This window comes from Janthinobacterium sp. GW821-FHT03C08 (assembly GCF_059420905.1).
In genome coordinates this window covers 1-21,012 of sequence record NZ_JBWKUP010000008.1, presented here as the reverse complement: position 1 = coordinate 21,012, position 21,012 = coordinate 1, and the positions used below count along the sequence as shown (strand labels likewise).

23 protein-coding genes and 1 pseudogene are annotated in these 21,012 nt (G+C 65.6%); 8 read left to right on the top strand and 16 right to left on the bottom strand.

The genetic code is table 11. From position 1 onward, the window contains the following. Positions 1 to 3: 3 nt before the first annotated feature. The 12 genes from AC07VL_RS12565 to AC07VL_RS12510 all read right to left on the bottom strand — a co-directional run bounded on the left by AC07VL_RS12565 (position 4) and on the right by AC07VL_RS12510 (position 9,766). Complete coding sequence (locus AC07VL_RS12565) at positions 4 to 744, bottom strand: hypothetical protein (protein ID WP_494806152.1); 741 nt, start codon at positions 742 to 744, stop codon at positions 4 to 6. Between the two features lie 102 nt (positions 745 to 846). After that, positions 847 to 1,482: a hypothetical protein gene (locus AC07VL_RS12560; RefSeq protein ID WP_494806151.1), complete on the bottom strand. Its 636-nt coding sequence runs from the start codon at positions 1,480 to 1,482 to the stop codon at positions 847 to 849. A gap of 27 nt (positions 1,483 to 1,509) precedes the next feature. Further along, positions 1,510 to 2,004 carry a GNAT family N-acetyltransferase gene (locus AC07VL_RS12555; RefSeq protein ID WP_494806150.1) on the bottom strand — a complete coding sequence of 165 codons (495 nt, stop codon included), beginning with the start codon at positions 2,002 to 2,004 and terminating at the stop codon, positions 1,510 to 1,512. A 14-nt stretch (positions 2,005 to 2,018) separates the two neighbouring features. Continuing rightward, complete coding sequence (locus AC07VL_RS12550; RefSeq protein WP_494806149.1) at positions 2,019 to 2,369, bottom strand: hypothetical protein; 351 nt, start codon at positions 2,367 to 2,369, stop codon at positions 2,019 to 2,021. A 115-nt stretch (positions 2,370 to 2,484) separates the two neighbouring features. Continuing rightward, a complete protein-coding gene (locus AC07VL_RS12545) occupies positions 2,485 to 2,700 on the bottom strand; it encodes a hypothetical protein (protein WP_494806148.1) in 216 nt (71 codons plus the stop codon). 203 nt (positions 2,701 to 2,903) lie between these two features. Then, positions 2,904 to 3,701, bottom strand: coding sequence for a phosphonate ABC transporter, permease protein PhnE (phnE, locus tag AC07VL_RS12540; protein ID WP_494806147.1), 798 nt, complete (start codon positions 3,699 to 3,701; stop codon positions 2,904 to 2,906). Next, positions 3,698 to 4,528, bottom strand: coding sequence for a PhnE/PtxC family ABC transporter permease (locus AC07VL_RS12535; protein ID WP_494806146.1), 831 nt, complete (start codon positions 4,526 to 4,528; stop codon positions 3,698 to 3,700). Before AC07VL_RS12535 ends, phnE begins: the two co-directional genes overlap by 4 nt. Beyond that, on the bottom strand, positions 4,522 to 5,334 hold the full coding sequence (locus AC07VL_RS12530; protein ID WP_494806145.1) for a phosphonate ABC transporter ATP-binding protein: 813 nt from the start codon (positions 5,332 to 5,334) through the stop codon (positions 4,522 to 4,524). The genes AC07VL_RS12535 and AC07VL_RS12530 overlap by 7 nt, the downstream gene beginning before the upstream one ends. A 121-nt stretch (positions 5,335 to 5,455) precedes the next feature. Further along, a complete protein-coding gene (locus tag AC07VL_RS12525; protein ID WP_494806144.1) occupies positions 5,456 to 6,325 on the bottom strand; it encodes a putative selenate ABC transporter substrate-binding protein in 870 nt (289 codons plus the stop codon). Positions 6,326 to 6,353: 28 nt separating this feature from the next. Then, a complete protein-coding gene (selD, locus tag AC07VL_RS12520) occupies positions 6,354 to 7,409 on the bottom strand; it encodes a selenide, water dikinase SelD (RefSeq protein WP_494806143.1) in 1,056 nt (351 codons plus the stop codon). Between the two features lie 45 nt (positions 7,410 to 7,454). Further along, complete coding sequence (gene mnmH, locus AC07VL_RS12515; RefSeq protein WP_494806142.1) at positions 7,455 to 8,546, bottom strand: tRNA 2-selenouridine(34) synthase MnmH; 1,092 nt, start codon at positions 8,544 to 8,546, stop codon at positions 7,455 to 7,457. A gap of 101 nt (positions 8,547 to 8,647) precedes the next feature. After that, positions 8,648 to 9,766, bottom strand: a complete 1,119-nt coding sequence (locus tag AC07VL_RS12510; protein WP_494806141.1) for an FAD-dependent oxidoreductase — start codon at positions 9,764 to 9,766, stop codon at positions 8,648 to 8,650. A 97-nt stretch (positions 9,767 to 9,863) separates the two neighbouring features. On the opposite strand from AC07VL_RS12510, the gene AC07VL_RS12505 reads away from it, so the two are divergent. Further along, positions 9,864 to 10,547: a TetR/AcrR family transcriptional regulator gene (locus AC07VL_RS12505; RefSeq protein WP_494806140.1), complete on the top strand. Its 684-nt coding sequence runs from the start codon at positions 9,864 to 9,866 to the stop codon at positions 10,545 to 10,547. On the opposite strand, the gene AC07VL_RS12500 is transcribed toward AC07VL_RS12505, so the two are convergent. Next, positions 10,544 to 11,233 carry an LrgB family protein gene (locus AC07VL_RS12500; RefSeq protein ID WP_494806139.1) on the bottom strand — a complete coding sequence of 230 codons (690 nt, stop codon included), beginning with the start codon at positions 11,231 to 11,233 and terminating at the stop codon, positions 10,544 to 10,546. The genes AC07VL_RS12505 and AC07VL_RS12500 overlap by 4 nt on opposite strands. Then, entirely contained in the window at positions 11,230 to 11,688 is a 459-nt protein-coding gene (locus tag AC07VL_RS12495) for a CidA/LrgA family protein (RefSeq protein ID WP_494806138.1), read from the bottom strand. Before AC07VL_RS12495 ends, AC07VL_RS12500 begins: the two co-directional genes overlap by 4 nt. Before the next feature lie 103 nt (positions 11,689 to 11,791). Between AC07VL_RS12495 and AC07VL_RS12490 the strand changes: the two genes are divergently transcribed. The 7 genes from AC07VL_RS12490 (at position 11,792) to AC07VL_RS12460 (ending at position 19,237) form a co-directional block, all read left to right on the top strand. Next, positions 11,792 to 12,700 carry a LysR family transcriptional regulator gene (locus tag AC07VL_RS12490; RefSeq protein ID WP_494806137.1) on the top strand — a complete coding sequence of 303 codons (909 nt, stop codon included), beginning with the start codon at positions 11,792 to 11,794 and terminating at the stop codon, positions 12,698 to 12,700. Between the two features lie 110 nt (positions 12,701 to 12,810). Continuing rightward, a complete protein-coding gene (locus tag AC07VL_RS12485) occupies positions 12,811 to 13,551 on the top strand; it encodes a glutaminyl-peptide cyclotransferase (RefSeq protein ID WP_494806136.1) in 741 nt (246 codons plus the stop codon). 39 nt (positions 13,552 to 13,590) lie between these two features. After that, positions 13,591 to 14,496 carry a hypothetical protein gene (locus tag AC07VL_RS12480; protein WP_494806135.1) on the top strand — a complete coding sequence of 302 codons (906 nt, stop codon included), beginning with the start codon at positions 13,591 to 13,593 and terminating at the stop codon, positions 14,494 to 14,496. After that, positions 14,493 to 15,155, top strand: coding sequence for a hypothetical protein (locus AC07VL_RS12475; protein ID WP_494806134.1), 663 nt, complete (start codon positions 14,493 to 14,495; stop codon positions 15,153 to 15,155). The genes AC07VL_RS12480 and AC07VL_RS12475 overlap by 4 nt, the downstream gene beginning before the upstream one ends. A 284-nt stretch (positions 15,156 to 15,439) precedes the next feature. Further along, positions 15,440 to 17,446, top strand: coding sequence for a ferritin-like domain-containing protein (locus AC07VL_RS12470; protein ID WP_494806133.1), 2,007 nt, complete (start codon positions 15,440 to 15,442; stop codon positions 17,444 to 17,446). Beyond that, positions 17,446 to 18,378, top strand: coding sequence for an MNIO family bufferin maturase (gene bufB, locus AC07VL_RS12465; RefSeq protein WP_494806132.1), 933 nt, complete (start codon positions 17,446 to 17,448; stop codon positions 18,376 to 18,378). Before AC07VL_RS12470 ends, bufB begins: the two co-directional genes overlap by 1 nt. Beyond that, positions 18,371 to 19,237: an HvfC/BufC family peptide modification chaperone gene (locus AC07VL_RS12460; RefSeq protein WP_494806131.1), complete on the top strand. Its 867-nt coding sequence runs from the start codon at positions 18,371 to 18,373 to the stop codon at positions 19,235 to 19,237. Before bufB ends, AC07VL_RS12460 begins: the two co-directional genes overlap by 8 nt. Before the next feature lie 160 nt (positions 19,238 to 19,397). On the opposite strand, the gene AC07VL_RS12455 is transcribed toward AC07VL_RS12460, so the two are convergent. Together AC07VL_RS12455 and AC07VL_RS12450 are read right to left on the bottom strand one after the other, a co-directional pair. Next, positions 19,398 to 20,576, bottom strand: coding sequence for a sialidase family protein (locus AC07VL_RS12455; protein ID WP_494806130.1), 1,179 nt, complete (start codon positions 20,574 to 20,576; stop codon positions 19,398 to 19,400). Positions 20,577 to 20,690: 114 nt separating this feature from the next. Beyond that, a pseudogene (locus AC07VL_RS12450) lies at positions 20,691 to 21,012 on the bottom strand (hypothetical protein); the annotation flags it as partial.

Below are 21,012 nucleotides of genomic sequence, written 5' to 3'. Positions count from 1 at the left end.
CGGCTAGTCGTCGGCGAACGTCAGGTCGAGCACGCTGTCGTCGCTCCAGTCCTGCTCCCGCAGCGGCGGCGTAAACGACGTGCCGCTGAAGGGCACGGGTGCGATTCTGCCGTTGTAGCTGATCGTCGCGGCCGTGATGCGCCGCCCTTCGGAAAAGCTGTAGGTGCCCTTTTGCGAAACGAAATTGCACGGCCCGCCCAATGCGCTCATCGTGGTGCGCATCGCAAACGGCAAGGTTTCCTTGTCGATGGCCCAATGGACCTCGCATGCCAGCCGCAGGTCGCCCAGGCGGCGGATGGTGTCGCTGGTGGCCGCGCTCCTGACGTAGGGTATCCACCTGACCGACCCCGCCTTGCGGTTCAAGGTCAGCTCGGCCTTGTCATACAAGGGACCCTGCTCGACGGGCAAGGTGAAGATATTGCGTTCCCCCAGCGGTATCGCCATGCCTACGTCGTTGCCTTCCAGCCGCAGCGCAATGGCGTGCATGTCGACATCGGCACGGCGCGGCTCCAGGATGAATTTCAACTCGGCGCCAGGCGCCAGCGCGTGCTTTTCCTCGAAGCGTTTGACGCCCTTGAGCATGGCACTGTAGGGTTTCCAGTCCGGATCCCGGATGCCTTTGACATTGACGGACGCGGCCGCATCCTGGCCGGGTTGTTCCGTGGTTTGATCCGGATTGGCGGAAGCTTGCACCACGGCGCCATATAAACACAGCAGAAGACCAGCTTTTTTGATTGCGCGCATATTCATCCTGTTCATTTGAATCTCAAGTCATTGCTTGTCAAGTTAACCTTGGCATGAGTGTAGAAAGAAATGAAGGCGAATGGCTTTTTTTAAGACAGAGTGTCAATTGGGATGAATGGAATGCCGGAAACCGCTGTTTTCCGGATTCGCCATCGGTGAGATGGCTGTCACGGTATTTCCCGAAATGACCAATACCTCGCGCTCATAGACGCCCAGATGGCCATAATGACCTTTGGGACTGAGATAACCGACAATATGCACGCGCGGTTGTTCATACATTGACTTGGGCGGCACCAGGCCCACGTCCCGCCACGCAACGCCGCCGAAGGAGTCAAGCCACCATGCGCCGGCGTCAATGCCAAGGTCAACAGGGGCAGGTTGGAAAGCGCTCTTTTCAAAGCCCCGCGACCAGACGCCATCGCGCTCGACGGCAAGGTAGCCATAGCCTGCCATGATATTGGCGCGTTCGGACGAATGATCGCGCCAATAGCGCTGGCCATTCGTGTAGGCGTCACGCATGGGGGCCGATTGCGTCACGATTCCGCCCGATGGGTGAATCAAACCTTGAAAGAACCATTGCGCGTATTCGGCTGGCGGCGTGGAGGATTGTTTATCTTCCACCTGTGTTTGAGCGAAAGCGCTGGCGTATTCAAGAACGATGGCTGGAATATTGCAGGCGTTCGCCTCGCCGGCAAGGGCAGTTATTAATAGCAGGAGTGTTGCAATAGATCGTCGCATCGCGTTTTATCTTTCCACTGTTAATGCCTATGCAGGTTCCCGCCACTCCATCTTCTGCACCTGGATATGGGGATGGCTTTCCAGCGGCTCCCATTCCGGCAAGAAGACAAAGCCCTGTTTCCGGTAAAACGCGGCCGCGCGGGTGTTTTCCGGCGCCACGTCGAGCACCAGCCGGAGATGGCCGTTATCCACGGCGCACCGCTTGACGGCATCGACCAGCTTGCGCGCCACGGCCAGGCCCCGATATTCGGGATGCACCCACATGGCGATCAGGTGGCACTCGCCATTGGCGCCCACCACTTGCGCGGCCAGGCCGATGGCTTGCTCTCCGTCAAAGGCGAGGAAGAAGGTGCGCTGCGGCGTGCTGATGGCGCGCTCTTGCCAGTCCGCATCGGAAAAGCTTGCCGCGCTGGCATGGCTGGCGCCGAAGGCTGTCGGAGCGTCGAGCAGGGCGGCCAGGCGCGTAGATTTCAGCGCCGGCCAGTCGCCGGCGGTGGTGGGGCGGATGAGTATGGGTTTCAACGCTGCGGCATTCCTTAACTGGTGGGCGCGGCCGTGGACGAGGATATCTTCTTGTACGCTTGTGCAAGCATCGTGACGGTCGCCACGTCGTTCACGCTGCGCGCCTCGATGACTGTTTCGCCCGCAGCAATGGTGACGTCGCCGTTGGCATAGCTGGCGGGAAAGCGCCGCTCGGTGATCTTGTTGGTCAGCACATTGCGTGAGTAGCGCAGCGCCACGAGCCGCTCGCCCTCCTGCTTGATGACGACATAATTGGGCACGGTAGTGCGTTCCAGTTTCCACGTGCCGATGAAGTCTTCGATGGGGGCGGCGCCGGCATGCAGCGCGCAGCAGGCGGCGAGGGCGCCCAGAAGCAGTTTTTTCATGGTGTTGACAGCCTATGCAAGAGTGGCCTGCAGCGCAGGAAAATACGTCCGTCATGCTTGAACGGCATGGCGCTTGTCCATGGGGTAGCGCCAGTCATTTAAGTATTTGGCAATATTAACAGGATCGCCGACGTGTTTGCCGCCGTTCCCGCAAATTTGCTCGGGCCGTGTTGTATGTGCGTCCTGACAGTTCCAGCATTGCCCTGGCCTGGGCGACCACCAGCAAGCCCGCGCGGTAAAAGGCATCGGGCGAGGAGTTGACGTCGTCCACCAGCACGGCCGTGATCCACATGCCGCGGTTTGCCGGATAGTGGGGGAAAGCGTCGTTCATGCCCTCGTGCAAGCCTTGCAGGATGGCCGCCTGGTATTCTGCGGGACATGCCGCCTTCCAATGGATGCCAGCTTGCCGGTTCCCAGGTGGCGAGAAAGGCGGCCTTGTTGACTTGGGTCATGTCGGCCAGTTGTTCCGGCGTGTCTGTCGAGATAATGATCCACCAGCCTGACATGGGCATCCTTTATCTATAGAAAAATGAATCAGCGCGTCATGGCGCGCCGCAGCACGTAACTGAGGCCATCGACGGCCGCCACCATCAGCAGCATGGCGACGATGACGGTGGCGGCGCTGGGCATCTGGAACAGCGACAGATGGTATTTCAGCATCTGCCCCAGGCCGCCCGCGCCGACGACGCCGAGGATGGCGGCGGCGCGGATATTGTTTTCCCAGCGGTACAGGGTGTAGGACATCATTTGCGGGCTGCACTGCGGCAAGGTGGCGTACAAGAAGGCCATGGCGGGGCGGGCGCCATTGATGCGCAAGGTGGCGGCCGGCAAGGGCGGGCAATTTTCGAAGGCGTCGGCAAACAAGCGTCCCAGCACGCCCACCGTGTGCAGGGCCAGCGCCAGGGTGCCGGCGAACGGGCCCAGGCCGGCGGCGATCAGCAGGATCGAGGCCCACACCAGTTCGGGAATTGAGCGCAGCACATTGAGCACGCCCCGCGTGGCGTTGCGCGCCACGTTGCCGAAGCGCCCGCTGGCGGGCAAGGCCAGCAACGCGCCCAGCACGGCGGCAATCACCGTGCCGATGGCGGACATGGCCAGCGTTTCAAACGTGGCCACGCCCACCTTCATGAGGAAGGCTGGCGCCAGCTCGGGCGGGGCGAAGCCGTGCAGGAAGTCGCGCGTGGTGCGCAGCGCGTCCGCACTGAAGAACTCGTCCCATTTCAGGGGCAGGGTGGCGAAGCTGGCGATGACGAGCAGCAATAAACCGGCCAGCAAGGCCCAGGTCGACCAGCGCACTGGCGCAGGGACGGGCAACATCGGTTCCGTCTTCATGCCAGCCTCCGGCGCAGCATGGCGGACACGGCATCGGCGCCCGCCACCAGCAGCACGAAGACCATCAGCATGGTGGCCAGTTCATTGCCTGCCATCATCTTCATGGATTCATCCATGCGCTGCCCCAGGCCGCCCGCGCCGACAAAGCCCATGACGACGGAGCCGCGGATTGCGCATTCCCAGCGGTAGATCGTGTAGGACACGAGTTCGGCGGCCGATTCGGGCAAGGCGCCGTACAGCAGGGCCTTGAGGCGGCCGCTGCCGTTGTGCAGCAGGGCGTTGCAGGCGGCCGCGTCCGACGATTCGAGAATTTCCGCGTAGACCTTGCCCAGCATGCCGCAATACGTGAGGGCGATGGCGATCACGCCTGCCGTCGGGCCCAGTCCCACGATGCGCACGAGCAGCAATGCCCACACCAGTTCCGGCACGCTGCGCAGCAGCACCAGCAGCGCACGGACGGCGTGGCGCACGGCGGCGGCCAGCGGCGATACCTGGCCGGAACCGATGCGCGAAATCGACAATCGTTCCGTCACCAGCAAGGTCAATGGGATGGCGCCCAGCATGGCCAGCGCCATGCCGGCCGTGGCCATGGCGATGGTTTCCCAGGCTGACGTGGCCACCAGTTGCAGGAATTGCGCCGAGTGGGCGGGCGGCACGAAGCTGGCGATAAATTGCCAGGTGGCGGCCAGGCTTTGCGCATCCCAGAGTATCCACGGCTTGAATTCGGCCTGCACCAGCATGGGCCACAGCACGAGCAGCACGACGGCAGTGGCGGTCAGGCGGCCGCGCCAGGCGGGGTCGCGCGGCAGGGCGGTGCTCTTCAGCACAGGGGCCTCGCGGCGTCCAGGTTCGCCTCCACCGCTTCGAACCGGGGCGCGGGATCGGCCTTGTTGCGGTACAGCTGCTCTATCATGGCGTCGCTGACCTCGGCGCCGGGCAAGTCGAAGACGATCTTGCCATCGCGCAAGGCAACGATGCGGGGAAAACAGGCGCGGGCGATCTCCACCTGGTGCAGGCTGCACACCAGGGTGGCGTGGCGCTGCGTCGCCTCGGCCTGCAATACGGCGATGGTCTGCAGGGCCAGGGTGGGGTCGAGCGCGGACAGCGGTTCGTCGACGAGGAAGATTTCCGCATCCGATACGAGGGCGCGCGCCATGCCGCAGCGCTGGCGTTCGCCGCCGGACAGGCGGTCGACCCGCGCATACAGCTTGTCCTGCAGGTTGAATTTGCCCAGGGCTTCCCACGCGGCGCGCGGGTCGACGGGCGCGACCAGCGAACGGATGGCCGTCCACAAGCTCCACTGCGGCAGGCGACCCGCCAGCACGGCGTTGACGACGCGCTGGCGCGGCGGCAGGGGCGGGGTCTGCGGCGCCAGGAACAGGCGCGCGCGCAAGGCGTGGCGTTCACGGCTGGCCAGTTGCCAGGGGGAAGTGCCGAGGATGGCCAAGGTGCCGGACGCGGGGCGCAGCGCGCACGCCAGGGTATGCAGCAGGCTGGTCTTGCCGGCCCCCGAGGGGCCGATCAGGGCGATCTGTTCGCCCTGGACCACGTCCAGGTCCAGCTCGCGCAGGGCCAGCGCATGGCCGGCGGCGCCCGCGTGGTGGACGCTGACCTTGTGAAGTTGGAATGTCATGCGATGTGTCGATGTAAAACTATTGTTAACCCCGGAGCAAGAGCGGGGATGGGCCCTGAGGGTCCGCCCCCGGCTCTTCGCCCTTGGGTTGGGAAAACCACTGGCGAGGAAGCGTTGATTCTTACTTCAGCAAACCCGCATTGCGCGCGGCCGCCTCGATATCCTTGTAGTTCTCCGCCTTGGTGGGGATGAACTTCGTGGCGCGCTGCAGTTCGAGGATTTCCTTGCCTTCCGGCGTGGACGGGTCCAGGGCCAGGAAGGCGTCCGTCAGCTTCTGGCGCACGGCCGGGTTCATGTCGGCGCGCACGCTCCAGTTATAGTCGTAGTAGCCGGGCGTCGTGTAGAACACGCGCACCTTGGCCGGGTCGACCTTTTTCGCTTCCACGAGCTTTTCCCACACGGAAATGTTCAGGGTGCCCGCATCGACCTTGCCGCCGGCCACGGCCGCCACGGTGGCGTCATGCGCGCCGGAAAACGCGATGCGTTTCATGTCCGTATCCGGGTTGATCTTGGCGGCCAGCAAGTAGTAACGCGGCATCAAGTGGCCGGACGTCGACGATTCCGAACCGAACGTGAAGTTCTTGCCTTTCAGGTCCGACAACTGCTTGATGTCCTTGCTGGTGGTCACGAAAACCGAGCGGAACTTCGTGTCTTCCTCGCGCTGTACCAGGGGCACGATCTTGCCGCCGCTGCGCACGTTCGCTTGCACGAAGGTAAAACCGCCGAACCAGACCATGTCCAGCTTGTGATTGATCAAGCCTTCCACGGACGCCGCGTAATCGGTGACGGGCGTAAATTCCACCTTCATGCCCAGCTTCTTCTCCAGATAGCTGCCCAGCGGCTTGAACTTGCGCTGCAATTCCGTCGGCGCTTCGTCGGGGATGGCGGACACGCGCAGCACTTGCTGCGCCTGCGCCAGGCCGCTGTGGATGGCGAGGGTGGCGGCGACGGTGGCCAGGATGGCGGGGAATTTGTTGGAAAACGTGGTCATGGGACTGCCTTTGCAAAAAAATGGTTCATTAAATGACGGAAACCCCGGTACTGCCTTCCAGCACGTCGCCGATGACGGTGGCGTCGGTAAAGCCTTCGGCGCGGAAAATCGCCAGCACTTGCTCGACGGCTTCCGGCGCGCACGCCACCAGCAGGGGGCCGGCCGTCTGCGGGTCCGTGAGGATCGCCCTGTCGATGGCGCCGAGGCTGTCGGCCAGCGCCACTTGCGCGCCGTAGCCCTGCCAGTTGCGGTTGGATGCGCCCGTGATGTTGCCGTTCTGCGCCAGTTGCTGCACCTGCGGCAGCAGGGGCACGGCATCCATGGCGATGCGCGCCTGCACCTTGGCGCCGCGCGCCAGTTCCAGCGCGTGACCCAGCAGGCCGAAGCCCGTCACGTCCGTCAGCGCATGCACGCCGTCCAGCAGGGCCAGTTTCTTGCCCGGGGTATTCAATTTGGTCGTGTTGGCGATCAGCGAAGCGTAGCCGTCCTTGTCCAGCGCATTCTTCTTCAGCGCGGCCGACAGGATGCCCACGCCGATCGGCTTGCCCAGCACCAGCTTGTCGCCGGGACGCGCGCCCGCGTTGCGCTTCACCTGCGACGGGTGGACGAGGCCCAGCACGACGAGGCCATAGATCGGTTCGACGGAATCGATGGTGTGGCCGCCCGCGATGGGAATGCCCGCCTCGGCGCAGATGCTTTCGCCGCCTTTCAAGATGAGGCCGATGGTTTCCACGGGCAGCTTGTTGATCGGCATGCCGACCAGGGCCAGGGCCATGATGGGCGTGCCGCCCATGGCGTACACGTCGGAAATGGCGTTGGTGGCGGCGATGCGGCCGAAGTCGAACGGGTCGTCGACGATGGGCATGAAGAAATCCGTCGTGGCGATCAGCGCCTGCTCGTCGTTGAGCTGGTACACGGCCGCGTCATCGGAGGTTTCTATGCCGACCAGTAACTCCTTCGGCAGGGGAAAACCGCCGCTGCCCTTTAATATCTCGGCCAGCACGCCGGGCGCGATCTTGCAGCCGCAGCCGCCGCCATGGGCAAATTCGGTCAATCGGATGGGGGTTGGAATGCTATCGGACATGGTCGTCATCCTGCTCAAAAAGGTCACTAAAAGCTGCGCCGGCGCTTACGCGGCGCTGGCGGCACGGGGTTCGCCGACGATAGCACATAATGCGCGCGCGGCTTGCTCAAAGGTATGTTCTGAAATATCGGGCAAGGCCAGCGGCGTCGCCTGGGCGTAGCGGCTGAAGTTGCGGGCGATCGATTGCCGGTAGACGGGGTCGTAATGCTGCACCAGCAGCGCTTCCACCAGTTCGGCCATGCGGCCCGCCGTCGCGAGATTTTGCCAATGGGTAATTTTCTCCTTGCCATGCAGCTGCGTCAACAAAGCCAGCTGCACGTTCAGGCGTTCGGCGTCGCCGACGAAATGTTCGTAATCCTGCATCAGCAGCTGCACGCGCTGGGCTGTATCGAGCTGGACGTCCGTGCAGGCGGCCGCGCGCATCTGTTCCATCAGCGCGTCGGGCACGCGCAAGCGGCCCACTTTCTTGCTTTCCGATTCGATGAAGACGGGAGATGCGGGGTCGAAATGGCGCAGCTGCTGCCACAGGGCGCTCTCGAAGGCCTTTTGCGACGGCTGCTCTGCTTCCGGCAAGCCGCCCAGCACGGAGCCGCGGTGGGCCGCCAGGCGTTCCAGGTCAATCACCTGGGCGCCCTGGCGGTCCAGCACTTGCAGCAAACGGCTCTTGCCGCTGCCCGTGGGACCGCATAGCACGTTGATGAAATCGAAACGGGCGGGCAGGGTGGCCAGCTCGGCATTGACGTGGCGCCGGTATTCCTTGTAGCCGCCATCGAGCTGCGTGACGGGCCAGCCGATGCGCGCGAGGATGTGCGCCATGGCGCCGCTGCGGTTGCCGCCGCGCCAGCAGTAGACGAGCGGTTTCCAGTGCTGCGGGTGGCCGAGGAAACCTTCCTCGATATGTTGCGCGATATTTTTCGCGATCAGCGCAGCGCCCAGCTTCTTCGCCTCGAAGGCGCTGGTCTGCTTGTACAGCGTGCCGACGCGCACGCGCTCTGCATCGTTCAGCACGGGCAGGTTGATGGCACCCGGCACGTGGTCTTCCGCGAATTCGGACGGGCTGCGCACGTCGATGATGGCATCGAATTCATGCAGGCGTGGCAGGATGTCGCTGAAGGGAAGGACTGCTGGGTATTTCATCGTGGCACGGACGCTGGGAATGGGGAAAGCCGTATTATCCCCGATAAACGCGGCTGGCGTGGGGGTTTGCGCTGCCAGCCGCGAGGATTGCCCTGGCTGGCTTATTGCTGTTCGGCAAAGAAATTGAGCAGGCTGTGCGGCGCATCGTCGCCTAAGCACAGGCGCAACACCCGCTCCGACTCGGCCGCCGCCGCGCTGCTGCGCGCAAACAGCGCCGTTTCATACGCCAGCAGGGCCGCTTCCACGTCGTGCGGATGCGCCGCCAGCGCCTGCGCCAGTTCCGCGCCGTCGAGCATGGCCAGATTCGCCCCCTCGCCGGCGGGCGCCATCAGGTGGGCCGCGTCGCCCAGCAGGGTCACGCCCGCCACGCGGGGCCAGCAGTGATCGACCGGCAAGGCATGCACGGGACGGGGCACGGGCGGCGTGTCGGCATCCGTGATGAGGGCCGTGAGGGCTGGCGCCCAGCCGGCAAACTCCGCGGCGATGCGGGCACGGGCCGCGGCGGCATCGCTAAAATCGATGGCGGCCAGCCATTCCTCTGGCTTGCTCAGGGCCACATAGGCATGCAGCACGCCATCCGGTTCGCGGTGGGCCTGGATACCCTTGCCGGGCGCCAGCGCGAACAGGGCGCCGCTACCCACGGCGTGCGCGCTGGCCGGGTGGCGGCGGTCGCTGTCGTGCAGACAGGTTTCGATGAAGGACACGCCCGAGTACGCGGGCTGCGCGCTCGACAGCAAGGGCCGCACCCGCGACCAGGCGCCATCCGCGCCCACCAGCAGGTCGCTGGCCGCCGTGGCGCCATGGGCAAACTGCAGCAGGTGGCGGCCGCCGTCCAGCACGGTGACGCCGGCCAGCTTGTGGCCCCAGCGCACGGTGCCGGCCGGCAGAGCGTCGAGCAGCAGATGGCGCAGGGCGCCACGGGGCACTTCCGGCCGCCCGCCCGTGCCGTCGTCGCCTTCGTCGAGCAGGAGCGTGCCATGCCGGTCGAGCACGCGGCTGGCCTGGCCGCCGGCATGGATGAGGGCGCGAAACGCGTCATGCAGGCCGGCCGCCTGCAGCGCCCGCTGGCCGCTCTCCCCGTGGATGTCGAGCATGCCGCCCTGGCTGCGCGCCTGCGGCGAGGCGTCCGCTTCATAGATGGTGGCGGCGATGCCGTGGACGTGCAGCACGCGGGCGAGCATCAGCCCGCCTAGGCCCGCGCCGATGATGGTGATATGCATGATGCTCCTTGCCGCTGGCAATGACTGGTTGAAATTATAATGGAACGTCGTTCCATAAGAATTTTGCGGCACGCCGCCATCTGTGTCAAGATAAGCGATGCTGAACAATGTAGCGACCCCATCAAGACGCGCCGCCTCGCTGACGCGCGACGCCATCATCGACGCCGCCATTGCCCTGCTCGACACCGACGGCGAGGGCGGCCTGACCTTCCGCGCCCTGGCCGCGCGCCTGGCCACGGGGGCGGGCGCCATCTACTGGCACGTGGCCGACAAGGACGATTTGTTTACGGCCGCCAGCGACGCCATCGTCGCCCGCGCCATGGATGCCGTTCCGCCCGGCGATACGCCGCAGGCGGGCATCCGCGCCGTGGCGCTGGCCGTGTTCGAGGCCATGGATGCGCATCCATGGCTGGGTTCGGCCCTGTCGCGCGCGCCGGGCCAGTTGCCCACCGTGCGCATCCTGGAACGCCTGGGCGGGCAGGTCGATGCGCTGGGCGTGCCGCAGGAGCGGCAGTGGATGGCGGCATGCGCCTTGCTCAATTATCTGCTGGGCGTGAGCGGGCAGAATGCGGCCAATGCCGTCATCGCCCGGGAGCAGGGCCTGGAGCGCGCGCATTTTCTCGACACCCTGGCCGGGGCCTGGTCGCGCCTCGACGCGCAGGCGTTTCCATTCGCCCGCAAGGTGGCGGGGCAGTTGCGCGCCCACGACGACCGCGAAGATTTTTTGGCGGGCATCGACCTGATCGTGCAGGGCATGCAGGCGCTGCCGGCGGGGCGCTAGCCCAGCAGATGCCCCAGCAGCGGCGCCAGCAGCACCGTCACGACACCTGAGAAAATCATCGTCAGGCTGGCCACGGCGCCTTCTTCCGTGCCCACCTTGCGCGCCACGGAGAGTCCAAAACCGTGCGCGGCTGCGCCGTACGGGGCGCCGCGGGCGATGCGCATGCGCAAGGGCAGCAGTTTTAACAAGGGTTTACCCAGCATCAGGCCGAACAATCCCGTCATCACCACGAAGATGCCCGTCAGCTGCGCCGAGCCGCCCATGTGGCGCGACGCTTCCAGCGCGAACGGCGTGGAGACGGAACGGGCCAGCAGGCTGCGCGCCATGTCGCCATGCACGCCCAGCAGCCGGTCCAGCAGCAGCGTGGCGGCGAGCGATGCCGCGATGCCGGCGCAGCTGCCCAGGCTCAGGGCCAGCCAGTGCTTGCGGATCAGTTTGCGTTCCTGGAAGATGGGCAGGGCAAACGCCACCGTGGCCGGGCCAAGCAGCCATGGCAGCCAGCGCGTCTCGCCGAAATACGTGGCGAATGGCGTCGACGTGGCTTGCACGATGACGATCAGGATGGCCGAGGTGCAGATGGCGGGCGTGAGCAAGAAATGCGGGTGGCGGCGGTGCAGGGCCTGGTTGGCATAGAACAGCACCAGGGTCAGCAGCAGGAACAGCAGCGACAGGAGCAGGGTGCTCATGTTGCCTCCCGGGCTGCGCGCTGGCGCAGCAATTTTTGCAGCCGCAACTTGCGTTCATAGCGGCACACCCCTTCCACCGTCAGCGCCGTGGCCAGCATCACGCTGGCAAAGCCCAGGCCGATATTTACGAACAGCATCAAGCCCTGCGCCTTCAGCAGTTGCGTAAATTGCACCACGGACACCACCAGCGGAATGAAGAACAGCAGCATGTTGGCCAGCAGCCAGTTCGCGCCCAGTTCGATGGCGCTGGGGCGCACCCAGCCCGCCAGCAGCAGGGCCACCAGCACGAACAGGCCCACGACGCCGCCGGAAAACGGCAAGTGCAGGGCCGAGGCAGCCGAGTCGGCCAGCCACCAGGCGGCGATCAGGATGCCGACCTGCCACGCGGTCTGGGCAGGCTGACGCCAGGCGGGGATGGAGAGTGGGGCGGCGGTGGAACAAGGGACGGCTTTCACGGCAGGCTTTCAAACGGCAGGGGGAAGGCTTCATTGTAGGGACCCAACATCAAAAGATAAAATGACTTAAACTCATGATTATCATTCGAGTTTGGAATGCATCATGGATATCCGCTCCCTGCGCTACTTCGTCGAAGTGGTCGAGCAGAACAGTTTTACGCGGGCCGCGAGCAAGCTGCACGTGACCCAGCCCACCGTCAGCAAGATGATTGCCCAGCTGGAACAGTCGCTGGACCTGGCCCTGCTGGACCGCGCCGGTAAACGCTTTACCCTGACGGACGCGGGCAAGGTGGTGCTGTCGCGCGCCCATGAACTGCTGGCCCTGCACGCGGAACTGAAGGTGGAATTGCGCGACCTGCAACACCTCGAGCGGGGAGAATTGCGGGTCGGCGTGTCGCCGCAGACGCATTCGACCATGGCGCCATGGCTGGCCGAGTACCACCAGCGCTATCCGGGCATCGAGCTGAAAATGTATGAAAGCGGCACGCAAGCCATCGAGCGCGACTTGCGCACTGGCACGGTGGAACTGGGCACCATGCTCGACTACCCGGGCAATGCGGCTACCTGGCAGGATTTCGACGCCTTGCCCCTCGTGCGCTCGCCCCTGTGCCTGCTGGCCGCGCCCGGCTCGCCGTGGCAGGGCCGCTCGTCCGTGGCCCTGGCCGAGCTGGCCGACAGCCCCTTCATCTTCTACGGCGCGGCCTTCGCCCTCAACGACATCGTGCTGGATGCCTGCCAGCGGGCCGGTTTCGCGCCGCGCATCACGGGCCGCAGCGGCCAGTGGGACTTTATCGCCTCGCTGGTGCGGCTGGGCGTGGGCATCTGCCTGCTGCCGAAGATGTATTGCGACACCTTGGAACCGGCGCAATTTGACGTGATTCCCCTGGCCGGCCCGCCCGTGGAGTGGAATTTGATGCTGGCCTGGCGCCGCGGCGGGCGGCTGTCGTTCGCGGCGCGCGCCTGGCTGGAGCTCGTCAGGGCGCACATGGCGGACGCGGCACGTTTACAATAGGCGAATCCCAACTTCCGCCCGAACCGATGAATATCCACGCCAAGGTTACAGCCAAAATCAAACGCACCGCCGGCTCATTGCTGCTGGGATTGTTATGCACCGTAGGCCTGATGAGCGAAATGGGTCATGCCCAGGCCGCCATCCCCGTGTATGGCTATTTCGTCAAGAATACCTATCCGCACGACCCCCAGGCCTTCACCCAGGGCTTGCTGTTCAAGGATGGCCACCTGTATGAAAGCACGGGGCAGAACGGTCAGTCCTCCCTGCGCAAGGTGGAGCTGACGACGGGCAAGGTCTTGCAGAAAAGCATGCTCGACAAGAATGTATTTGGCGAAGGCATCACCGACGTGGGCGATGAGCTCCTCGGCCTGACGTGGATTTCGCAGACGGGCTACGTGTTTGACCTGAAGACCTTCAAATTGAAACGCAAATTCAGCTACCAGGGCGAAGGCTGGGGCCTGGCCAGCGACGGCAAGTTCGTCTACATGAGCGACGGCACGGCCGCCATCCGCGTGCTGAACCCGAAAACCCTGGCCGAAGTGCGCCGTTTCGAAGTGAAGGCCGAGGGACGCCCCATCGACCGGCTGAACGAGCTGGAAATGGTCGATGGCCAGCTGTTTGCCAACGTCTGGGGCGCCGACGTGATCGCCCGTATCGACCCGGCCAGCGGCAAGGTGGTCGGCTGGATCGACCTGACGGGCTTGCTGCCGCCCGAACAGCGGGGCACGGCCAATCCCGACGCCGTGCTGAACGGCATCGCCTGGGATGCGCACGGCAAGCGCCTGTTCGTGACGGGGAAACTGTGGCCCAAGCTGTTCGAGATCGAGCTGATCGAAATCCAGCGCCATTGATGTTGGCAACTGGACAGTGCTACTGGCGATGAATCGTCTATGATGGCCGTCTTTCGCCCGGTGCGACCCTTGCAGGATGCGATGCTGTTCTTTCCTTTACGCCGACTGGCCGCCGCCGCGCTGGCGGCCGCCATCGTCCCGGCCGCGCAGGCGCAGGCACCGTATGTGCCGGCAAGCCAGCAATACGGCGATTTCATCGTCACCAGCGACCGCCACGACGCGCTCGTTACCTTGTCTTTCCGGCAGCACGGCTACTGGCCCGGCGGCGCGCGCGAAGTGGTGGAAGTGCGGCCCCTGGCGGCCACGCGCGAGGGCCAGCCCATGCTGCTGGCATTCACCAAGGGCTACACGGGACAGGGCACCATCCTCATCGGCGTGCAGAACGGCGAGCCGCTGATGCGCCCCGTCAGCCCCCTGCAGCGCGACAACATGGTGCGCACGGAGCGCGACCCTGAATGGGGCGTGCCGCAGCCGGGCCGTCCCGAGGTGCTGCTGTTCGCCCGCGATGGCCGCGCGCTCGATACGCGCACGGGCGAGCTGCTGTGGTTTGACGTGCCGGGCGGCGTCACCGGCGATTACGCGCCCGCCATGCTGGTTTCCGTCTCGCCCGACGGGCGGCGCGGCGCGTATCTGACGAATGCGCTGACGAATGCGCCGACGAAGGTGGGGATCATCGTCGCCACGCGCGACGACGGCGTGGCCGGCGTGCTGGCCTTGCCGCCAGACACGTATCAACGGTGGCTGAAACCGATCTCGGATGCCGCTTCCGCGCAGGCGGGCGCCGCCATCCAGGCGCGCCAGGGCCGCACGGATAGCAACCGCATCCGGCGCGAGCTGGAACTGGCCTGGTTCGGCCAGCAATTTCAATGGAAACAAGGCAAGGGCGGCTGGCAAGTGACGGGCCTGGGCCTTGCTTCCGTGCCGCCGGAAGGAAAACAGCCATGAGCAAGCCTCAACTGATCGCCGGCTGCCTCGCCGCAGTCTTGCTGGCCGGCTGCGTGCACAGCGAGATCGCCCCCAGGGATTATCTGGCGCAGGACATCGACAAGAGCGAGGCCCTGGTGGAAGTGGACGTCGTCTTCGGGCAAGCGCCCGACGACAAGCTGACCTCGCGCACCACGTCCCGCAACAGCGTGGAATACGGGGGCGCGCCGCATATCGTCGTGCCGTTCTACCAGAAGGGCCTCGGCTTCGACCAGGGTTTTGCCGGCACCTACATGTTTGCCGTCGTGTATCCGGTCGCCAAGGTCGAGACGGCCACGGCCAGCAGCCGCGTCTTCGGCCAGCGGGTTGATGGCCAACACGTCGACGGCCAGCAGCCGGGCAGCCCCCGCTACCGCTTCCGCGTGCCGGGCAAGGCGCAGTGGAACAGCAATGAAACCTTCATGCTGAGCTTTGCGCGCAAGGGCCGCCGCGAAGAAATCACTTTCCGCTTCAGCAACGCGCAAAGCTGCCCGTCCGCCTTCCTGGCCACCACGCCACGCTATGGCTTTCCCATCAAGGTCGTCGCCACGTTCAAGGACAATCGGGGCTGCCTGAAAGTGTGCGACAGCCGCGAGCAGTGGCCCGGCTTTTGCGCCTCCCAGCCGCCGCCGGCCGCCTGACTATCGATATGCAAGCGACGCGCCGGCCTTGGACGGTGCGGCGCTTATACACGCGCGCGTTTTGCCGATTCTATTCAATTGTCATCGAATGGCCGCTTAAAGCGTCTATTTTTACGCTGGACATCCAGCTGAATTGATGCAGATCAAATCCCTGTCAGGCATGTAAATCTTGCCGCAAAAATATCTTTCTCAGGCGTATTATGTGTCAGCCATGTCCAGCGCCACGCAGCCGGGCGCGGGCCTGGCCTACCTCTGAAACGCATCCATCCTGTGGAGAGACAAGAATGAAAATGCCCGTCTTAGGAAGTCCACTGGCGCCCATCACCGGGCGCCCGCTTGACATGCTGGCCACGGACACGGCGGCCGTGCGCGCCATCGCCCAGGCGGCCGTCAGCGTTGAACTGTTTACCATTCCCCTGTACATGGCCACCATGTATTCGATCCAGGGCACGCACCAGATCAATTCGCAGGGCATCACCTACTACGAGGGCCGCCAGTGGCCGGGCATGAGCACCACGGCGAAGCCGGAAACGCCGGAACAGAAAGCCTTCAACGTCATCTTCAGCGTCTTCATCCAGGAAATGCTGCACCTGCAGATGGCGGCCAACCTGTCGACGGCCATCGGCGCGGCGCCGTGCTTCACGGGCTCGGAACTGCAGTCGCTGGAACACGGCTGGACGTGCTACGGCAAGGATTGCACGGTGATCCCGCACATCGTCGATCTGCAGGACACGTCCGGCTACCGCCACGTGCGCGTCGCCCTGGAAGAGCTCAACAGCAACCAGTGCGACCTGTTCCTGGCCATCGAGCAGCCGGAAGAGCAGGCGCGCGGGCAGCTGGCCGAGTTCGACAAGCACAACCACACCAAATATTTCCCCGACGTACCGTTCGATGGCTGGACGCCGGGCAAGCATGTGCATGACCTGCCCCTGTTCGGCACCATCGGCTACATGTACGAATGCTATGCGCGCTATATCAGCATCGAGTACGAGGATGGCGCGACCCTGTGGCAAAAGCTGTTCGTCAACGGCTCGGTGCAGCAGGATATGTTCAACAGCAAGGGCGAGGGCCACGAGCAGGCGGAATTTCCCAAGTTCGATACCTGTTTCGGCCCGGACGACCAGGATGGCGGCCAGATCCGCTCCTTCAACAAGGCCATCGACATGATGGCGGCCATCACGGACCAGGGCGAGGGCAGCGACACGGCCATCACGCGCTACCGCCGCCGGCTGCAGGCCCAACTGATGGCCGTGAAGCCCGATTACCGCGAAGACCTGGAAGCGCTGAAGGCCGACTATCCCTCGTACGCCAATGATGGCAAGGAGGCCGAGTCGCGCGACGCGCACGCCCGCCACGACAGCGCCGCCTACGACCATTACGAGCGTTTCGGCCAGGTGAAGGACATGTTGCCCGTCAAGACGTGGCCCCAATGGCACCGGGAAGGCCATCGCTGGACGGAGAAGATGCTGACCAACGAACGCTACAACCCGCTGACGGCGCCCACGAATATCCCCGCGCCGGAACAGGTGGCGGGCGCGCTGAACCGCCTGAAGGACCGCAGCGACACCTTGACGATGCTGAGCACGGTGGCCACGGGCGCCATCTACGGCATCACCTCCGTGCTCGATACCTACTGGCAGAAGCAGAAAACCGCCTTCCCGTATCCGTCGATGGTGGGCGCGGGCGACCGCATGGCCATCTGCTGGGCCGTGCTGGGCCAGGCGCCGAACCTGGCGACGGGCGTGCCGAAGGTCGAGAAGGATGTGCTGTACCATGCCTGCCAGGGCATGCACCTGGCAGGCGAGGCATCGGACACGTGCGCGGCGCTGGCCGTCTACCATACGTGCAAGGGCTCCAACGGCTGCCACGCGCAGGGCGGCTGCGGCTTTGCGCAGCTAGATTCGGGCGGCTCGAACTGCGGGCACGGCGTCAAGGTGGCGGCAGCGGCAGACAATCTGTGCGGTGTGCCCACGGGGCCGTACAGCGCGCCGAGCGACAACAAATGCGGCGGCTTCGGCGGCTGTGCCGTGCCGATCTCGGCCTCGCAGCTGTATCCGAACACCACCAAGAAGACGCCGCCCCAGGCCGCCACCATGGTGCTGTACGACTTCGGCCCGGCGCCCGAGCACCACAACCTGCCGCTGGACGAGACCATGTCGTTCTCGCTGGGCGACAGCGTCTATGACAAGGCCTGGGAAGCGTACGGCAAGGTGATGGCCGCGCGCGGCACGCCCGTGGGCGCGCCGCCGCCGCCGACCGACCTGCGCCTGGCCTTGCCGCCGTCGACCTGATGAAGGCGGCCGCCAAGCCAGCGGCGTCCCCGCGCCTGGGCCTGCCACACCTGGGCCTGGGCGTGGGGCTGCGCCCGCTCCATTACGCGCACATCCTCGAACACGGGCCGCAGGTGGACTGGTTCGAGATCATCAGCGAAAACTTCATCGGCAACCACGGCTATGCGCGCCATGTGCTGGACGTGGTGGCGGCCCAGGTGCCCATCGTCATGCATGGCGTGTCGCTGTCCATCGGCAGCAGCGACCCGCTCAACCTGGGCTATTTGCGCCAGCTGCGCCAGCTGGCCGACGAGATCCATCCCGCCTGGATTTCCGACCACCTGTGCTGGACGGGCGCCGCCTCGCTCAACAGCCACGACTTGCTGCCGCTGCCCCTTACCGAGGCCAGCCTGCGCCACGTGGCGGGCAGGGTGCGCCAGGTGCAGGAGTTTCTCGGCCGTCCCCTGGTGCTGGAAAACCCCAGCAGCTACGTGGAATTTGCCCAGTCCAGCATGCCGGAATGGGAATTCCTCGGGCGCCTGGCGCAGGACACGGGCTGCGGCCTGCTGCTGGACGTGAACAACGTCCATGTGTCCGCGCATAACCACGGCTATGACGCGGCCGCCTACATCCGCCAGCTGCCCCATGCCCACATCGTGCAGCTGCACCTGGCGGGGCCGACGGTCAGCGGCGCCATGCTGATCGACACGCACGATGCGCCCGTGCCGGCCGCCGTCTGGCGCCTGTATGCGCTGGCGCAGCAGCTGACGGGCGGCGTGTCCGCGCTGCTGGAGTGGGATGCGAACATTCCGCCGTATCCGCAGCTGCTGCTGGAACTGGACAAGGCGCGCGCGGCCGAGCGGGGCCAGTTCGCGGAGGCCGCGGCGGCCACGGCCGCGGGCGGTGCCGTATCCACGCCGCTGGGTTTCCACCTGGAGACTGCCCATGCATGACACGGACGGCAAGGCCGCGCCGCTGGCGCAGCTGCAGGCGTGGTTCCTGACGGCCATGACGGCGCCGGGCGGCACGGCGCGCGGCGTGGCGCTGGCGCGGCAGCGCCACGGCTGGACGCAGGAACAGGTACTGAAGGCCGCGCGGGGCAGCCCGGCGCCCCTGCATGTGTATGCGGACGGCTACGTGCAGCGCCTGCTCGAATGCCTGCAGGCCGACTATCCCGTCCTGCGCCGGGTCATGGGCGAAGAACTGTTCACCTTCTTTGCGCGCGCCTACGTCTGGCGCCACCCATCCACGTCCACCACCTTGTACGACCTGGGTGGCGGCTTTGCCGATTTCCTGGCTGCCAGCCAGCCCGGCGCGGGGGACAAGGCCGCCGCCTTGCGCTTCCCCGTCGAACTGGCCCGGCTGGAACGGGCGCGCAGCGAGGCGGGCCGGGCGCCGGGCCTGGAAAAGCGGGCGCGCCAGGCCATGCCCGACGGCCTGGCCTGGCTGCTGGGCGAGGGCACGCAGGTGGCCGTGGCGCCCTGTCTGCGGTTGCTGGCCCTGAGCTTCCCCGTGGCCGCCTTCTGGCAGCAGGCGCAGGCGGCACCAAGCGAGGCCATGCCGGCCCCGCCGGAACCGGCAGCCTGCCACGTGGCCATTAGCCGCCTGCATTACCGGATCACCATGCATGACTTGCAGCCCTGGCAATTCTTTTGGCTGCAGGCGCTGGCCGGCGGCGCGCCCCTGCCTGCCTGCGCGCAGGCGGCGGCCCAGGCCAGCGGCAGGGCGCAGGACGAGGTGCTGGCCGATGCCCTGCTGTGGCTACCCATGGCGGCGGCAGCGGGGCTGGTCGCGGGCGGGATCGAAGGGTGAAAAAAACGGCGATGTCACCGTCAAGTGTGGGAACGCTCCCAACGTTGCCTTCAATAAGGTTCCCCTACTTGCCGAGGACAGAGCCAAAAAAAACCCGCCGCTGCGCAGCAGGGCGGGAAAGAGGGGGTAACAGGGAACAACAGGGGAGGACGTGGACGGCTCAGGGCGCCGTGATCACCGTACCGAGCGGTATCTTCATGAAGCGGATGCCGTTGCTGCCGTTTTCATACAGGATGCCGATATTGCCGGCATCTACTTGCGTCAGGTCGCTGTAGGCGGAGGCGCCCGCCGTGATCAGCAGGGAAAACGGCCAGCTCTGGCCGTCGTCCTTGCTGGCGCGCACGGTGAGGTTGTTGCGGCTGGTGGTGGAGGCGGGATTGGCGTGGAACAGGTATTGCTTGCCATTCCAGCCCAGGTTCAGCAGGCTGCCTTCGCACACGGGATCGATCAGGGTGGCGTTGGCGAAGCCGGCGCTGAAATTGGCGCCGCCGTCGGAACTGACGGAGACGATGCGCTTTTTCGTCAGCCCGCTCTGGTCGCGGCTGTTGATCATCAGCTGGCTCGTGCTCAGTTCGGCCGCCGTCGACTCGTTGGCCGACGGGTAGCCCGTGTCATTGCTAATCTGATAAGTGGCGCCATGGTCATCCGAATAGAACACATAGGCGCGGCCATCCGCATAGCCCGTCTGCGGCGGCCCCGCCGTGAAATTGCCCGGCACGACGAGGCGCCCGGAGCGCATCTGCACGCCGTGTCCCGGACCCATGGCCAGGGTGCGCCAGCCGGCCGCGTGGTTGTACGGCGCCGCGCCGATCTTCGCCGTCTGCGCCGTGATGTTCGACGGACTGCCCCACGTCGCGCCGCCATCCGTCGACGTCACCACCCACTGCTCGCGCACGCCCGCGCCGCCGTTGCGGATCGTGCTTTCGCTGGCATTGCCCGTGTTATAGAACAGGAACAGGCGCCCGCCCGGATACGCGGGGTCCATGGTGTCGAGCACGGGCACCGGATTGCCGGCCTGCAGGGTGCCATTCGACGCCACGACGGACAGGGCCGACCACGTCGCGCCCCCATCGAGGCTTTTCTTCATGACCACCTGGATATTGCCAAAGTCGGCGCAGCCCGAAGGCCGGCCTTCCGCGAAGGCGAGGATGGTGCCATTCTGCAAGGTCACGACGGCGGGGATGCGATAGCAGCCATAGCTGGCATCGGACGCGGGAAACGGCGTGCTGGCGGAAATGGCTGCCTGGGCCACGGGCGCGGCGCCCAGGCCAAGACCGAGGCCAAGGACGCAGGCGGCGGCCAGGCGTTGCAGTGATTGAATCGGCAAGACAGTTGACATTGCGGTGATTCCTTTCCCGGGACCGGGCGTGTCGCGCGGTCCCAAACCATCCCGTACTGGGGAAGTCCCGCGCGCCTGACGGGTGGCAGGCGCGCGTCCCGTGTCCTTGCCTGCCTAGTCGGCCAGCGGCAGCGCGCGCGGCGCGCTGGCCTCGTGGCCGTCGGCGATGGCGCGCCAGCTGGCGCCGCGGATGGCCCAGGCGGCGGGGATGGTCGCGCTCCAGTGGCGGCTGCCGTAATGCGCGCCCGTCGCCACGGGCCGCGCCAGGGCCACGCGCCCCAGGGTGCGCCCCGCCGCCTGCACTTCCAGCGCGGGATTTTTCACGTCCGCCTGCTCCAGTTCCAGCACGACGGGCACGGCCGCGTAGGCATGCAAGCCGTCGGCGGCCGGGTATTCCACGTAGCCGATGTTCAAGGGGCCGCGCGCCGCCCTGGCC